Genomic DNA, 15,742 nt, shown 5'->3' on the forward strand with positions numbered 1-15,742 from the left:
CATCACCTCCAGGTCTTGGCATAGGCGCCGGTGGTGGCGGCCTGGCCTTCGGTCAGTTTGGCCAGCAGCCCCTCGGGCATGGGCTGGCCACGGTCGGCGGCCTCAACCGCGGCGCGGAAGGCGCGGACCACCTGCGCCACATAGGCACGGCTGCGCTGCCGCCCCTCGATCTTGAGCGCGGTGACACCGGCCTTTTGCAGCGCCGGGATCAGGCGGGTGGCGTCCAGACTGGCCGGGTCTTCGAAGATATGGCCGGTCTGCACCTCGCCCTTGGCATCGGGCGAGGTGAAGCAGCCCTTGCACAGCGTCGGATAGGGCGCGACGGCCCCTTTCGGGGTGCGGTGGATCAGGAAATCGCCCAGGCGAGCCTCTTGCGCGCCGTTCACCTCGGCATAGGCGACGTGGCTGGCGGGAGAGCAGACACCGTTCATGTTGGGCGACTTGCCGGTGGCATAGGAGGACAGCGAACACCGCCCCTCGGCCATGACGCAGAGGCCGCCGAAGACAAAGACCTCGGTCTCGACATCAATCTCGTGGTTGATGGCGGCGATTTCGTCCACCGTCAGCACGCGCGGCAGCACGACCCGCTTCACCCCGAAGGATTCGGCATACATGTTGATGGCATCGGGGTTGGCGGCGGCGGCCTGCACCGACAGATGCAGCCGCAGGTTCGGGTGCTTTTCGGCGGCATGGGCCAGAAGGCCGATGTCGGCCAGAATGACCGCATCCGCCCCGGCGGCTTCGGCATCGGCGACGGCGCTGTGCCACAGGGCCTGATCACCGGCGCGCGGGAAGGTGTTGATGGCGACCAGCACCTTTGCGCCACGGGCATGGGCATGGGCCACGCCTTCGGCCAGTTCCTCGCGGCTGAAATTCAGGCCGGGGAAGTTGCGGGCGTTGGTCTCATCGGCAAAGCCGCAATAGACGGCATGGGCGCCGGCCTCGACTGCGGCGCGCAGCGCGGCGGGGGTGCCGGCGGGGCAGACCAGTTCCATCATCGGAAATCCTCCGGGTCTTCGGCCGCACGGCGGCGCGACAGCGTCAGCCCGGTGCGGCGTTCCAAAAGCGCCGACATGCGGCGCAGGGCGGGGCCGGCAGGGCCGGCCAGGGTGGCAAGTTCCTCGGTCAGGTCGATCTCGGCATCGTCCAGCGCGTTGCGAAGCGCGACGACCGACGAGGTATCGCCCGAAATCTCAAGCTCGCCCGAAAAGAACAGGGCGTCGCCGTCTTCCTCGGCATGAAGCATGGCGAGGAAGGATTTCAGCTTGCCGCGGATTTCGGTGTCATGCGGCGGCGGGTTGCGCCGCGTGGTGACGGTCAGCCGCCGCAGCGAGGGTTCCAGCAACATGGGGAACGGCATGTCCGTCACATCAATCAGGAACCGCGATCCGGCGGTGGCGCCCATGCGGCGCAGGATCGACGGATGGCGTTGCAGCACATGCCTCATGAGCCGCGAGAACAGCATCGACAGCGGCGCCATGGGTGGCAACGGCAGCGGGACGGAGCGGCCAAGAACCTTGACCGAAGGATCAGAGAGGATGCGCATCATGGGCGGACCATAGGCGGACAAGTGTCAGGTTTGATTGACACAGGTCAATCTCGCGCACGGGTTGCGCTGTTAGACCGGGGCGCGACCCCAATGGAATTTCCCGACATGCGCCGCCTGCCTGCCTTTGACGATCTGCGTGCCTTCCTTGCCTGGGCCGAGGGCAAGGGCGATCTGGCGCGCATCAGCCAGCCGGTGGCGCTGGCGCAGGAAATGACGGCGGTGGAACTGGCGGCCTTGCGGAAAAACGGGCCAATCCTGCGGTTTGACCATGCCACGGGCGCCGATGGTGCACGGGCGCGGATGCCGGTGGTGGGCAACCTGTTCGGCACCCGGGCCCGTGTCGCGGCGGGGCTGGGGCTGGAACCGGACGGCGTGGCCGGCTTCGGCGAATTCCTGGCCGCCCTGCGCAGCCCGCCCCCGGTGGACGGGATGCGCGACGCCTTGTCGCGCTGGCCCATGCTGAAAGCGGCGCTGGCGACGCGGCCGAAAATCCTGCGCCGGGGCGTGGTGCAGGAAAGCAGCCTGCCCGACCTGACCGCGATTCCCGTGCAGACCCCCTGGCCGGGCGACGCCGGGCCGCTGATCACCTGGCCGGTGGTGGTGACGCGGCCGCATGGCGCCGATGTGGACGATGTGCAGCGCTACAACCTGGGGGTTTACCGCGCGCAGGTGATCGGGCCGGATCGGCTGATCATGCGCTGGCTGGCGCATCGTGGCGGCGCGGCGCATCACCGGACCTGGGTTCGCGCCGGCGTGCCGATGCCGGTGGCCATCGCGCTTGGCTGCGATCCGGCGATGCTGCTGTCGGCCGCCCTGCCCTTGCCGGAAACCGTGTCGGAGATGACCTTCTCGGGCGTGTTGCGGGGCGCGCGGACCGAAATCGTAAAGGCCGAGACGGTGCCGCTGATGGTGCCGGCCCAGGCCGAGATCGTGATCGAGGGGGTGATCCACCCCGGCGAGACCGCGCCCGAAGGCCCGTTCGGCGACCATACCGGATATTACAACGCGGCCGAGCCGTTCCCGGTGATGCGCGTCAGCAAGATCACCTGCCGGAAAGACCCGCTGTATCTGTCCACCGTCACCGGGCGGCCACCGGACGAACCCTCGGTCATTGGCGAGGTGTTCAACGATCTGGCGCTGCCGGTGATCCGCCAGCAGATCCCCGAGGTGCAGGATCTGTGGCTGCCCGCCGCCGCCTGTTCCTACCGCATGGCGGTGGTCAAGATCGCCAAGCGCTATCCCGGTCAGGCGCGGCGGGTGATGATGGCGCTGTGGGGGATGCTGCCGCAGTTCAGCTATACCAAGGTGATCATCGTGGTCGATGACGACATCGACATCCGCAACTGGGACGATGTGCTGTGGGCGCTGTCCACCCGGATGGACCCCGGCCGCGACCTGATGGTGCTGGACCGGACACCGATGGACTATCTTGATTTCGCCTCGCCCGAGGAAGGGCTGGCGGGCAAGCTGGGGATTGATGCAACCACGAAGATCGGGTCCGAGACCACGCGCGACTGGGGCCGGGTGATGGCGCTGGACCCCGCGCATGAGGCGCGCGCGGCCGAGTTGCTGAAAGGGGTGATCCGATGACCGCGCGGGTTATCCTGGGCGTTTCCGGCGCATCGGGCGCGGCGCTGGCGCTGGATTGTGCCCGTGTGCTGGCCCGGATCGGGACCGAGATCGACCTTGTGCTGTCGCCCATGGCGGAACGCACCCTGACGCTGGAAATCGGCCCCGGGGCGCAAGAGGCGCTGTGCGGGCTGGCCACGCGGGTGCATGGCATCGGCGATCTGGGGGCCAGCATCGCCTCGGGGTCAAGCCCGGTGGCGGGGATGATCGTCGCCCCCTGTTCGATGCGCAGCCTTGCCGCCATTGCGCATGGGCTGGACGACAACCTGCTGACCCGCGCGGCAGGGGTGCAGCTCAAGGAGCGCCGGCCGCTGGTGCTGCTGGCGCGCGAGGCGCCGCTGACGCTGGCCCATCTGCGCAACATGACCGCCGTCACCGAAATGGGCGCCATCGTGCTGCCGCCGGTGCCGGCCTTCTACCTGCGGCCCGCAACCACCGCCGAGATCACGGCCCAGATCGCCGCCCGCGGGGTTGACTTGCTGCGCCTTTCCCCCCCGGTCGCGGCGGCCTGGGGGCAGGACTGAGGCGCGGACGCCGCCAAGGCATTGAAAAGCGACGAAAACCGGCCCATGGTGACTCTGGCGTATATGCTGGAGCACATCCTTGGCCCCCAAATCTGACCGACCGAACTATTTCCGCGACCATCTGGCCAAGACCGGCGACCGCGCCCTGCTGAAGATGGACCATTACCTTGATGTCTATCACGACCTGCTGCGCGACTGGCAGGGGAGCGACATCTCATTCCTGGAAATCGGGGTCTACAAGGGGGGCTCGCTGGACCTTTGGCAGGGCTTCTTCGGCCCGAAGGCGAAGCTGGTCTTCGCCGACATCGACCCGGAGTGCCGCGCGATGGAACGGCCCGGCCTGACGATCGAGATCGGCGACCAGTCGGACGGCGCGTTTCTGGACGGGCTGGCGGCGCGGCACGGGCCGTTCGACCTTATCATCGACGATGGCGGCCACAAGATGAACCAGCAGACCACCAGCCTGCGCCACCTATGGCCGCATCTGAACGATGGCGGGCTTTACGTTGTCGAAGATACCCATACCAGTTATTGGCCGGGCTTTGGCGGCGGTCTGCGAAAGCCGGACTCGATGGTCGAGGTTGCCAAGCAGTTGGTGGACCAGATGCATAGCTGGTACAGCGATGAGCCGCATTTCAAGTTCTACAGCGCCGCCCAGCAGATCGGCAGCATCCGGTTCCATGATTCAATGATCATTCTGGAGAAGCGGCTGCACGGCAAGCCACGCTCACTGACGGCCCGGAATGGGGCGGTCAGCTACAGCACGGTGCAGGTGGACAGCCGGAACCGCAAGTCTGTGTTCTGACAGGATTTTCAGCGTAGGAAAAAGGCCCGACCGTCCGGTCGGGCCTTTTTCATTTGTTCACGCTCAATCGGGACGGTCGTCCTTGAAGGTGCGGTGGCCCGACAGCATGGTGGATACGGTGGATTGCCGACTCATGATGTCTTCGCGCAGGGCAGCGTAGACGTGGATCAGCACGAAGATCACGATCGACCACATGCCGAAGCGGTGCAGCATGTGCAGGATCTGGCTGTTGCCGATCCAGCCCAGCAGCCAGCCCATGGCGGTATCGGGCAGGCTGCCCTGCCCCGCGCCTTCGGCATAAAGCGCCCAGCCGGTGATCATCATGAAAGAGATGCCCAGCGTCATGAAGAAGAACATGGCAGCATGGGCCATGGGGTTGTGGCCGACATATTTCTTCGGCTCTTTCACCATGAACATGTACCAGCGCAGTTCATAGATCAGCTCATACCACCAGCGGCGGTTGGTGACCGGCAGGGTGAACATCTGCCGGGCATGGGTATTGCCGACGAAGGCCCAGTAGATGCGGCCGAAGAACCCCACCGTCAGGATCATGCCGGCGGCGAAATGGGCAAAGCGGATGTAGCCCATGACGAACTGATGCGTCGCCTCGGCGATCTGCATACTGGGCAGCGGCTTGCCGATCAGGTAGCCGGTCACCACCAGTACGGTGATGACCAGCGCATTGACCCAGTGCCAGACCCGGACCGGGGCTTCGTAGACATAGACCGAGGATTGCTTCTTCAGCGTTTCCAGGTCTTCCGCCGTGGCGTCGCCCGTCAGGACCGAGGCCTCGAACGCCTTGAGATGCGGGGGATGCAGGTCGGTCATCGGCCCGGCCCGCCCGTGCAGCGCCCGCCGGTTGCGGCCGGGGGCGAAAGAGACAGTCTCGGCATCGCATCCTCCTCGCTTAGCGGACCTTGACCGTGGTCAGTTCCTGACCGTCCGGCGACATGACGTGGGTGGAACAAGCCAGGCAGGGGTCGAAGCTGTGCAGCGTGCGCAGGATTTCGACCGGCTCTTCGGGCCGCTCCATCTTGGTATTCATCAGGCTGGCCTCGAAGGCGCCGATGTTGCCGGCGGTGTCGCGCGGGCTGCCGTTCCAGGTGGTCGGCACGACGCATTGGTAATTGTCGATGCGGCCATCCTTGATCTTGATCCAGTGGCCCAGGGCGCCGCGCGGCGCCTCGGTCATGCCCACGCCCTTGGCTTCCTTGGGCCAGGTCGAGGGATCCCACTTCGCCACATTCGCAGTGCTTTCGTCGCCGTTCTTGATATTGGCGACCAGCTTGTCGAAGAAATGCTTCTGCAAGCGGCCGCAATATTCGGATTCCAGCGCCCGGGCGGCGGTGCGGCCCAGCGTCGAGAACAAGGCCGAGACCGGCAGGCTCATGGTGCCCAAGAGACCATCGACCTGGTTCTTGATGTCCTCATGCCCCTTGGCATAGCCGACGACATAGCGCGCCAGCGGCCCCACCTCCATGGCGTGGCCCTTCCAGCGCGGCGCCTTGATCCAGCTATACTTGGCCGCCTCGTCCAACTGCTCGATATTGGTCTTGGTGCCCTTGAAGTTCGGCCCAAGCTCGAATTTCGGGCTGGTCTCGCCATCCCAGGGATGCAGGCCCTTGCCCGGTTCGCCGTAGTCGTACCAGGAGTGATCGACGAATTCCTGCACCTGTTCGGGATCGCGCACATCGACATCGTGCACTTCGTTCAGGTTGCCATTGATGATGGCCCCGCGTGGAAGGTGCAGTTGTTCGGCGCTGAAATCGTTGGGATGTTCGGGAATGTCGCCATAGGCCAGCACCGACTTGCCCGACAGCCCGCCGCCATAAAGCCAGCTCTTGTAGAAGCCACCGATGGCCACGACATCGGGCAGATAGACATCGCGGATGAAGGTCTGGCACAGGTCGATGATCGACGAGACCAGGTTCAGGCGTTCGATGTTGATCGCGCCGACCGCGCCGGTCGAATGGACGTTGATCGGGCATGGAACGCCGCCGACCAGCCAGTTCGGATGCGGGTTCTTGCCGCCGAAAATCGTGTGGATCTTCACCACTTCCTTCTGCAGATCCAGCGCCTCAAGATAATGCGTGGTCGCCATCAGGTCGGCTTCGGGCGGCAGAAGATAGGCCGGGTTGTCCCAGTAGCCGTTCTTGAAGATGCCCAACTGGCCGCTTTCGACAAAGGACTTCAGACGGTTCTGCACATCGCGGAAATAGCCGGGCGAGGACAGCGGGTGGTTGGGCGACACCATCTGCTGCAGTTCGGACGTAGCTTTAGGGTCGGCCCGCAAAGCATTGACAGGGTTCACCCAATCCAGCGCGTGCAGATGATAGAAATGCACGATGTGATCGTGGATCTGCAGGTTCAACTGCATGATGTTGCGGATCGAGTTGGCATTGTCGGGGATGGTGATCCCCAGCGCATCCTCGACCGCGCGCACAGATGTCAGCGCATGGGTGCCGGTGCAGACCCCGCAGATCCGTTCGGTGAAGGCCCAGGCATCGCGCGGGTCGCGGCCCTTGAGGATGACCTCAAGCCCGCGCCACATGGTTCCGGTGGACACCGCGTTGCGGATGATCCCCTGCTCATCGACGTTCACTTCGCAGCGCATGTGGCCTTCGATCCGGCAGACCGGATCGACCACCACGCGCTTGCCCGCAGTATCCAGGGTGAAGCCGTTTGGCGTCGTCACTCCCATGGCTTCAGCCCTCCACTTTCTCTTGCTTCTTCTGGGCGCGTTTCAGGGCCGACACGGCGGCATGGACCGCGATAGCCCCGCCGACGGCGCCTGCGGCGCCCATGCCCAGCTTGTCGGCATTGGCCTCGATGCCAAAGACATTGAGGTTGGTCACCCGGTCATAGAACGACCCCTGATCCCAGAACCCGTCTTCCGAACAGCCGATGCAGCCATGGCCGGACTGGATGGGGAAGCTGGTGCCTTCGTTCCAGCGCACGGTGGAACAGGCGTTATAGGTGGTCGGACCCTTGCAGCCCATCTTGTACAGGCAATAGCCCTTGCGCGCGTTGTCGTCGTCCCAGTGTTCGACGAACTGACCCGCGTCGAAATGCGGCCGGCGATAGCATTTGTCGTGGATGCGCTGGCCGTAGAACATGGCAGGCCGGCCCTGGCGGTCCAGTTCGGGCAGGCGGTCGAAGGTCAGCATGTAGGTGATGACGCCGGTCATAACTTCGGCGATCGGCGGGCAGCCCGGCACCTTGATGATGGGCTTGTCGGTGATGACCTTGTGCACGGGTGTCGCCCGCGTCGGGTTCGGATGCGCGGCCTGCACGCAGCCATAGCTGGCGCAGGCGCCCCAGGAAATGATCGCCTTGGCGTCCTTGGCGGCATGTTTCAACTGTTCGACAAAGGGCTTGCCGCCGACGATGCAGAACATCCCGTCCTCGTTCAGCGGCGGGTTGCCTTCGACGGCAAGGATGTAGTTGCCCTTGTATTTCTGGATGGTCTCTTCCAGCGCCGCCTCGGCCGCATGGCCCGCGCTGGCCATCAGCGTGTGGTTGTAGTCGAGCGAGATCATCGACAGCACCACGTCCTTGGCCAGCGGATGCGCACCACGGATGAAACTTTCGGAACAGCAGGTACATTCCAGACCGCTGACCCAGATCACCGGGGTGCGGGGCTTGGTTTCCATCGCATGGGCGATCTTCGGCACGAAGGCCGGCCCAAGGCCCAGGGCGCTGGCGGTCAGCGCGCAGTATTTCATGAAGCTGCGGCGGGTAATGCCCTGCTTGCGCATGACCTCGTAGAAGGTCTCGATCTGCGTCATGTGTCCTCCCATCGGCCGGAAACGCACCCCGGCCCTTGGGTGCCATTCTGTGCCAGCCACGGGGCATGGGTCGCGGCGAAAGACCGCAGCCGAAAAATGAAATTTATCCGTTTAGATTCAGAATGTTGATTTATAATTCTGCGGCCGCGAACGGCATCCGGCTGACCAGTTTCCACTGTGGATGGTCAGACTGTTTCCAGCCCCCCTTCAGGCTGATCGCGTGATTCGCCTGGCCCTTGCGCCAGCGCGACTAGCGCCTGACCGAAGGCCAGCCCGCCGTCATTTGCGGGCGTTGTGCGATGGGTCAGCACCGGCACACCGTCCAGCGCCGCGACCAGCGCATGGTGCAGGCGGGCGTTTTGCAGGCAACCGCCAGACAGCGCCACCGCCCGCGCCCGGCCCTGCGCAACCAGGTCGCGGGCGGGCGCGGCAAAGGCCGCCGCCAGACCATCGTGGAACCGGGCCGAGATCGTGGCGGGCGGCACACCATCGGCCAGATCCTGCGCCAGCGCACGGAACATCGGCGCGGGGTCCAGACCGGGGCCGAAGGGATAGCCCTGCCCCGGCGGGCCGGCCAGCGCCTCAAGCCGCATCGCGGCCTCGCCCTCATGGCTTTGGGCGGTGGCGGCAAGGCCAAGGCAGGCCGCCACCGCATCGAAGAGCCGCCCCGCGGAACTGGAGAGCGGCGCGTTCATGCCCCCCGCCGCCACGGCCCGCAACGCCGCCACCGGCTGGCCGGCGAACAGCCGGTCGGCCAGCGGCGCCAGCCCGGCCTGATCCAGCCGCATCACCGCATTGCGCCAGGGCTGGCGGCTGGCGGCATCGCCCCCCGGCAGGGCCGCGGGGCGCAGATGCGCCGCCCGGTCAAAGCCGATGTAATCGCCCAACAGCACCTCGCCCCCCCAGATGGTACCGTCCGGCCCCAGACCCAGCCCGTCCAGCACGATGCCGGCCACCGGCCCGCCTTCCAAAGGCCAGAGGTTTTCGCCCAGACAGGCCGCCAGATGGGCATGGTGGTGCTGCACCCGCACCAGCGGCAGGCCGGTTGCCTGCGCCGCGCGGGTAGCCACGAAATCGGGATGCAGGTCGCAGGCGGCCAGTGCGGGGCGATGGTCGAACAGGGCCGCATAATCGGCCAGCGCCTTGTGAAACTCATCCACCGACAGCGCGTCGGTCAGGTCGCCCAGATGGTGCCCCAACAACGCCTGCCCGTTCTTCACAAGGCAGATCGCCCCCTTCATCTGCCCGCCGGTGGCCAGCACCTGCCGGTCAGGAAAGCCCGGCGGCAGCGGCAGCACCCCCGGCACCCGCCCGCGTGCCCGCCGCAGCACCATTGGCGGTGTGGCCCGCTCCACGCTGTCATCCAGCCGCCGCGCGATGTCGCGGTCGTGCATCAGGAAACCGTCGGCGAAGGCGGCCAGCTTGTCCCGCGCCTCGGCATTGTCCACCACCTGCGGCTCGCCCGACAGGTTGCCGCTGGTCATCACCAGCACGCCGCCGAAGGCATCCAGCAGCAGGTGGTGCAGCGGCGTATAGGGCAGCATGACGCCAAGGCAGGCCATGCCGGGCGCCACCGCTTCGGGCAGAACCGCGCGCGAGGCGACCAGCACCACCGGCGCCGCCGGGTCACGCAGCAGGGCAAGATCGGGCGGGGTCAGGGCGGCGATGCCGTGCAGCGCCGCCTCGGCCCCCATCAGCGCGAAGGGCTTGTCCGGGCGGTGCTTGCGGGCGCGTAGCAGGGCTAGGGCCTGCGGGTTGGCGGCATCGCAGGCCAGATGGAACCCGCCCAGCCCCTTGACCGCAACCACGCCGCCCCGCCGCAATTCGGCCACCGCCTGCGCAACGGGATCGCCGGGCCTGACGTCCCCGGCAACCTCATACCACAGCCGGGGGCCGCAGGCCGGGCAGGCCACCGGCTGGGCGTGAAAGCGGCGGTCGGCGGGGTTTTCATAGTCGGCCCGGCAGGCGGGGCACATCTGAAAGGCGGCCATCGTGGTCTGCGCCCGGTCATAGGGCAGACCGCGCAGGATGCTGAACCTTGGCCCGCAATGGGTGCAGTTGGTGAAGGCGTAACCCTGCCGCCGCCCGGGCGACCGGATCTCGGCCGCGCAGTCCTGGCAGGTGGCGGCATCCGGCGTGACGCGCGTTTCCGCCCCCTGCCCCCGGCTTTCAAGAATGGCAAAGTCCGGCGGCGCGGGGTCGTCCAGCGGCCCTGCCTCGACCGCATCCACCCGCGCCAGAAGCGGGGCCCGTGCGCGCAAGGCGGTGGCGAAAGCGTCGATGTCTTCGCCCCAGACCTCGATCCCCACGCCCTCGGGGTCATTCCAGACCCGGCCGGTCAGCCCCATTTCGCGCGCAAGCTGCCAGACGAAGGGCCGGAACCCCACCCCCTGCACCTGCCCCCGCACCCGGATGAACTGCCCCGCACTCATTTTCTGTCCATAAATATCCCGGGGGTCCGGGGGCTGGCCCCCGGCCGCCGCATCCGCCTAATGCACCGTGCAGACCATGCAGGGATCGAAGCTGCGCACCACATGCTGCACGGCCAGCGGCACCGCCTCGTCACCCACAGCCACGCCTTCCAGCGCGGCCTCCAGCGGGCCGGGCTGGCCTGCGGCATCGCGCGGGCTGAAGTTCCAGGTGGTCGGCGCGATGATCTGGTAGCCGGCCACACGGCCATTCTCGATCCGCATCCAGTGGCCCAGCGCGCCCCGCGCCGCCTCGACCAGACCGGCGCCGCTTCCGTGCCGGGGCAGCTTGCCCTGCGTCATGTAGCTGGCGCCCGGCTCGATCCCCTCGACCAGCCGCTCCATCACCGCCTGCGTCCGGGCCAGTTCCAGAAGCCGCCCGGCCACCCGCGCCAGCACCCCGCCGCCCGCCAGGACACGGGCCAGCGGGTGGCCGTCCACCACCTGCCGCGCCAGCGCCCCCACCTCGACGCTTTGGCCCGCCAGACGCGGGGCCTTGCACCAGCTATAGGCCGGGGCGGCCATCGCCTCGTCCGGCACGGTGCGCCCGTCCAGCGGATGGGCAGTCTCGCCCTGCATCCAGGCATGGCTCAGGTCTTCGCGGATCTGGCCGGGGTCCAGGGTTGACAGGGTGCCACCCGCCCAGACGCCCCGGGCAAAGACCGGGCCATTTTCCAGCGGATAGGCCCCGAAGGACAGATAGCGCCCGCTGCCCTGCCCCAGACCGGCAAGGTCCAGATCGGCGGCGATGTCCAGAAACAGCGCCACATCGCCCCGGCCCCAGGCCATCAGCCCTTCAAGGCTATCCAGCGCCGCGAACTCTTCCAGCGGGCCGCCGAACAGCGGGCCTTCCAGATAGCGGCGAAAGGCGCGCAGCGTGGCCTGCAGCCGGGTCTTTTCGCGCAGCCCCGGCGCACGGGTCACGCCGCCGGGCTGGATGGCCAGCGTATGCGGCCATTTCCCGGCCAGAAGGCCCATGATGTGCAACAGCTCGGCCCGCGCCTGCACTGCCGTGCGCTGCGCGCTGCCCTCAAGCGCGGTGAAACGGTCAACCGCGCGGCCGTGCCAGGGCCGGCCGGCATAGGCGGGGCGGGCGAAATCGGGCATGAAGAACAGGTGGAAATGCGTCAGATGGTCAGCCACGTTTTCGGCGGCATGGATCAGCGCCGCCATGGCCGCGCCCTGTGGCGTGGGGGTCAGCCCCATGGCCTGCCCCAGCGCCTGCGCCGCCGCCGCCGACTGGCTGATCGAGCAGATGCCGCAGATGCGCGGCGTGATCACCAGCGCATCGCGCGGATCGCGGCCTTCCAGCATCCGTTCGAACCCGCGATAGAGCGGCGCGTTGACCTGCGCGCGGGCAACGCGGCCCTCCTCGACCTCCAGCGTCACCTCAAGATCGCCTTCAACCCGGTTGAACGGGCCCACCACCAGCCGCGTCATCGCGGCTTCCGCAGGGTTGGCGGCACGACCACGCGGTCGGACTTGGCATTGGCGCCGATCCGTTCCGGCGTGGCGGCCTTGGACAGCGAGGCCAGCGCCATGAACCACGCCTTCGGCATGTCGGTGGGCAGGCCGACCGGGATGCCGGCGATCTTGGGCGTGTCCACGAAGGCATGGGCGGGGTCTTCGAACTGCGGCGCGGTGCAGTTGATGCAGGGGTATCCGCCGCGGGTGCAACTGCCCTCGCCGTTCCAGGGGCGGATGTTGCAATCGCCCACGGCCTGGGTGCCGATGCAGCCAAGGTTTTCCATCATGCAGCCGATTTCTGACAGCTCTCGCGCGGAAGCCTTGTATTCGTAGAATTCGTTTTTCGGGCAGCCGTGATGGACCAGATGGTCAGCATAGAACCGGGGTCGGGCATAGCCGTCCAGCGCCGGCACCTCGCCCGCCGCCAGCAGAAGCAGCGTTTCGGTCACCCAGCCGGGATGGGTGGGGCAACCGGCGACGTTGATCACCGGCCCGCCCGACAGGCTGCGCCAGCCCGCCCCCAGCAGCCCGCCGGGATGGGCGCCGTCGTATTGCAGGCCCACGGCATCGGTCGGGTTGCCGCCCGCGGCGGTGACGCCGCCATAGGCGGCACAGGTGCCCACGGCCACAACATGCCGCGCCCTGACGGCCAGCCGTTCTGTCCAGTGCATCAGGCTGTGCCCGGTGCCCGACAGCATCTGGAACCGACCCGTCCCGCCCGGCCCCCGGGCAATGGCGCCCTCGACACACAGGATGTCCAGCGCCACGCGCCCTTCGGCCACATCGTCCAGGATCGCCCGCGCCTCGGCCCCCGTCTCCACCGACAGCGCCGGATGCCACAGCAGCCGGATGCCGGCATCGGCCAGCAGGTCCGGCAGGCCGGGGCTTTCGGCGCAGAGCAGCGACATGGTGCAGCCGCCGCAGCCCGATGCCTGCAACCAAAGAAGCGTTGTCATGGCGCCCCCCCGGCCAGCGGCAGTTCCAGCCGGAAACAGGCGCCGGGGCCGCCTTCGGCCAGCGTCAGGCTGCCGCCGTGTTCCTGCGCGATCTTGTGGCTGATCGACAGGCCAAGGCCGGTGCCGCGCCCGACCGGCTTGGTGGTGAAGAACGGATCGAAGATCGCGCCGCGCACCTCGGGCGGGACACCGGGGCCGTTGTCGGCCACCGTCAGCACGGCATGGCCGGCCCCGGTTCCGATCGACAGCCGGATTTCCGCGCCTTCGTGCCCCTCAAGCGCATCGACCGAGTTCTGGACAAGGTTCATAACCACCTGCTGCACATGGCCCACCCGGCCCCGCACCTGCACCGACGGCAGCGGGTCCATCACCAGGGCCACGGGCTGTTTCATGCCGCGCAACACCCAGCTTGCGGCGATCCGCACGGTTTCGGCCAGATCGAAGACCACCGTTTCGCCCGACCCGTCAGACGACAGCCGGCGCAGGTCTTCCACGATGTCGCGCACCCGTTCGGCGCCGTCGCGGGCGCCCTGGATCGCCTCGCGCAGGTTGGCCAGTTCACGGTCCAGCCGCAAGGACTGCCGCAGCGCAATCAGCTCTTCACGGCCTGCGCCTTCCTGCACGCGGCCGAAATAGGTTTCGAACTTGGCCGCGTAGCGTTCCAGCGCATGAGCATTGGCATAGACGAAGCTGATCGGATTGTTCAGCTCATGCGCCACCCCCGCCAGCAGCCGGCCCAGCGAGGCCAGCTTTTCGTTGCGCACAAGCTGGGCCTGCGTGGTTTTCAGCGCGTCATGGCTTTCGCTGAGGTCGGCATAGGCCCGGCGCAAGGCGCCCAGCGGGCGGCCGGTCAGCACGAAGCCATCAACCCGGCCGCGATCATCCAGCCGGGGCGCGATGGACAGGTCCAGCGGTTCTGTGCCCGAGGCCGTCCGCAGGTTGATCTCAAGCCCCGCGCTGCGGCGGCGGTCGCGCACCATCTGCATCAGCCCCGCCAGCGGCGCGGCATCGGCGGGGTCGAACATCTCGGACAAGGGGCGGCCCAGCGCGGTGGCTTCGGAACAGCCGGTCAGCGCGGTCACCGACCGGCTGACCTGCGCGATGCGACCGGCCCGATCGACCACGATCAGCACATCCGACACCGACGACAGGATCGCCGTCAGGAAGGTGCGCATCTCCTCAAGCTCGGCGTTCTGGCGTTCAAGCTGTTCCTGATAGACCACCAGATCGGCATAGGTCCGGTCCACCGCCGACAGCACCTCGATCCAGGCGTCGTCGGTGAAATGCGGGGGCCGTTCGGGCCCGGGGCTGCCAAGGTCGGGTGTCATGGGCAAATGCTAGAAGCGGCCCGCCCGCAGGGGAAGGGGAATTCGGGAGTGGTGGTTTCGGGCCATACGGCCACCACATTGGACACCCATCTTCCGTATAGACGCCAATTATGGAAAGTATCTTTCCAATTTCCTGCATGACTGCGACGCTTTGGCGCAGATTTTCCGCTGCACTCTCAACCGCTTGCAAGAAAATTCATCGGTTCTGAATTTCGCTTTCCCACCATCCTGCAAACCATGTTCTCACTTGTCACCCAAGTTGAAAGCCTTGCGACCAGCCACTGAGGGAGGAGCCGGTGTCGAAGCGTGTGTTGATTCTGGGCATCGGCAATGTGCTGTGGGCCGACGAAGGCTTTGGCGTGCGCTGCGTCGAAGCCATGGCCGAAAGCCACGCCCTGCCCGAGAATGTGCGGCTGCTGGATGGGGGCACGCAGGGGCTGTACCTGCTGCCCTTTCTGGAAGACGCCGATGCCCTGCTGGTGTTCGACGCCATCGACTATGGCCTGCCGCCCGGCACGCTGAAGCTGGTGCGCGATGGCGAGGTGCCCGCCTTCATGGGTGCCAAGAAGATGAGCCTGCACCAGACCGGCTTTCAGGACGTGATCGCCACGGCCCAGCTTCTGGGCCGCTGCCCGCCGCAGATGGTGCTGATCGGTTGCCAGCCGGTCGAGCTTGAGGATTACGGCGGCGGTCTGCGCCCCGAAGTGGCCGCCCGCATCCCGCAGGCCTTGCAGATCGCGCGCGACATTCTGGCGGAGTGGGGTGTGACGGTCGGCGAAGGGCGTTCGGATGCCTCGCTTCTGGCCGATCCGTCCATCCGCTGGGCCGCCTATGAACAGGGCCGCCCCTCGGAAGATGAGGCCTGCCGCACCGGCGACGCCCGCTTTTTCCCCGGGTTCGCCTGATGTGCGTGGGCGTTCCCATGCGGGTGCTGTCGGTCGATGGCATCGCCGCCCGCGCGCAGGATGGCGACCGGGTGGAACTGGTGGACCTGTCGCTGTTGCCCGACGCGCGCCCCGGCGACTGGGTTCTCAGCTTTCTGGGCGCCGCCCGCGCCCTGCTGCCCGAGGAGGAGGCGCTGAAGATCCGCGCCGCGCTGGACGGGCTGAAGGCGCTGATGACGGGCGGCGATCTGGGCGATGCCTTCGCCGATCTTGAGGCGCGCGCCCCGCAGCTCCCCCCCCATTTGCAGGCCGCATTTGATGCCGGCCGCACGGAAGGATGATCC

General features: G+C 67.1%; 14 protein-coding genes. 5 read left to right on the forward strand and 9 right to left on the reverse strand.

Going from position 1 to position 15,742, the window contains the following annotated elements; all coding sequences use genetic code 11:
* Positions 1–2: 2 nt before the first annotated feature.
* Positions 3–995 (reverse strand): ubiquinone anaerobic biosynthesis protein UbiU, encoded by a 993-nt coding sequence (gene ubiU, locus B6K69_RS04800; RefSeq protein WP_108644778.1) that lies wholly within the window; start codon positions 993–995, stop codon positions 3–5.
* On the reverse strand, positions 995–1,549 hold the full coding sequence (gene ubiT, locus B6K69_RS04805; protein WP_228156808.1) for a ubiquinone anaerobic biosynthesis accessory factor UbiT: 555 nt from the start codon (positions 1,547–1,549) through the stop codon (positions 995–997). The genes ubiU and ubiT overlap by 1 nt, the downstream gene beginning before the upstream one ends.
* Positions 1,550–1,654: 105 nt before the next feature.
* Here ubiT and B6K69_RS04810 point away from each other — a divergent pair, with 105 nt between their 5' ends.
* The 3 genes from B6K69_RS04810 (at position 1,655) to B6K69_RS04820 (ending at position 4,507) form a co-directional block, all read left to right on the forward strand.
* Positions 1,655–3,139, forward strand: coding sequence for a UbiD family decarboxylase (locus B6K69_RS04810; protein ID WP_108644780.1), 1,485 nt, complete (start codon positions 1,655–1,657; stop codon positions 3,137–3,139).
* Entirely contained in the window at positions 3,136–3,702 is a 567-nt protein-coding gene (locus B6K69_RS04815) for a UbiX family flavin prenyltransferase (RefSeq protein WP_108642980.1), read from the forward strand. Before B6K69_RS04810 ends, B6K69_RS04815 begins: the two co-directional genes overlap by 4 nt.
* 79 nt (positions 3,703–3,781) lie before the next feature.
* Positions 3,782–4,507, forward strand: a complete 726-nt coding sequence (locus B6K69_RS04820) for a class I SAM-dependent methyltransferase (RefSeq protein ID WP_228156809.1) — start codon at positions 3,782–3,784, stop codon at positions 4,505–4,507.
* A 63-nt stretch (positions 4,508–4,570) separates the two neighbouring features.
* Here B6K69_RS04820 and cybH read toward each other — a convergent pair whose 3' ends face one another.
* The 7 genes from cybH to B6K69_RS04855 form a co-directional block, all read right to left on the reverse strand.
* Entirely contained in the window at positions 4,571–5,335 is a 765-nt protein-coding gene (gene cybH, locus B6K69_RS04825) for a Ni/Fe-hydrogenase, b-type cytochrome subunit (RefSeq protein WP_107673455.1), read from the reverse strand.
* A 79-nt stretch (positions 5,336–5,414) separates the two neighbouring features.
* Complete coding sequence (locus B6K69_RS04830; protein WP_108642981.1) at positions 5,415–7,208, reverse strand: nickel-dependent hydrogenase large subunit; 1,794 nt, start codon at positions 7,206–7,208, stop codon at positions 5,415–5,417.
* A 4-nt stretch (positions 7,209–7,212) separates the two neighbouring features.
* Complete coding sequence (locus B6K69_RS04835) at positions 7,213–8,295, reverse strand: hydrogenase small subunit (RefSeq protein ID WP_107673453.1); 1,083 nt, start codon at positions 8,293–8,295, stop codon at positions 7,213–7,215.
* 185 nt (positions 8,296–8,480) lie between these two features.
* Positions 8,481–10,727 carry a carbamoyltransferase HypF gene (gene hypF / locus B6K69_RS04840; RefSeq protein WP_108642982.1) on the reverse strand — a complete coding sequence of 749 codons (2,247 nt, stop codon included), beginning with the start codon at positions 10,725–10,727 and terminating at the stop codon, positions 8,481–8,483.
* A gap of 57 nt (positions 10,728–10,784) precedes the next feature.
* Positions 10,785–12,203: a nickel-dependent hydrogenase large subunit gene (locus B6K69_RS04845; protein WP_108642983.1), complete on the reverse strand. Its 1,419-nt coding sequence runs from the start codon at positions 12,201–12,203 to the stop codon at positions 10,785–10,787.
* Positions 12,200–13,186 (reverse strand): NADH-quinone oxidoreductase subunit B family protein, encoded by a 987-nt coding sequence (locus tag B6K69_RS04850; RefSeq protein ID WP_108642984.1) that lies wholly within the window; start codon positions 13,184–13,186, stop codon positions 12,200–12,202. The genes B6K69_RS04845 and B6K69_RS04850 overlap by 4 nt, the downstream gene beginning before the upstream one ends.
* Positions 13,183–14,514 (reverse strand): sensor histidine kinase, encoded by a 1,332-nt coding sequence (locus B6K69_RS04855; protein ID WP_108642985.1) that lies wholly within the window; start codon positions 14,512–14,514, stop codon positions 13,183–13,185. Before B6K69_RS04855 ends, B6K69_RS04850 begins: the two co-directional genes overlap by 4 nt.
* Before the next feature lie 296 nt (positions 14,515–14,810).
* On the opposite strand from B6K69_RS04855, the gene B6K69_RS04860 reads away from it, so the two are divergent.
* The gene (locus B6K69_RS04860) at positions 14,811–15,419 is read left to right on the forward strand and encodes a HyaD/HybD family hydrogenase maturation endopeptidase (protein WP_206340543.1); all 609 of its coding nucleotides are present in this window, start codon (positions 14,811–14,813) and stop codon (positions 15,417–15,419) included.
* A complete protein-coding gene (locus tag B6K69_RS04865; RefSeq protein ID WP_108642986.1) occupies positions 15,419–15,739 on the forward strand; it encodes a HypC/HybG/HupF family hydrogenase formation chaperone in 321 nt (106 codons plus the stop codon). Before B6K69_RS04860 ends, B6K69_RS04865 begins: the two co-directional genes overlap by 1 nt.
* Positions 15,740–15,742 lie beyond the last annotated feature (3 nt).

Origin of the sequence: Pseudogemmobacter blasticus (assembly GCF_003071405.1) — a bacterium.
Lineage (GTDB): Bacteria > Pseudomonadota > Alphaproteobacteria > Rhodobacterales > Rhodobacteraceae > Pseudogemmobacter > Pseudogemmobacter blasticus.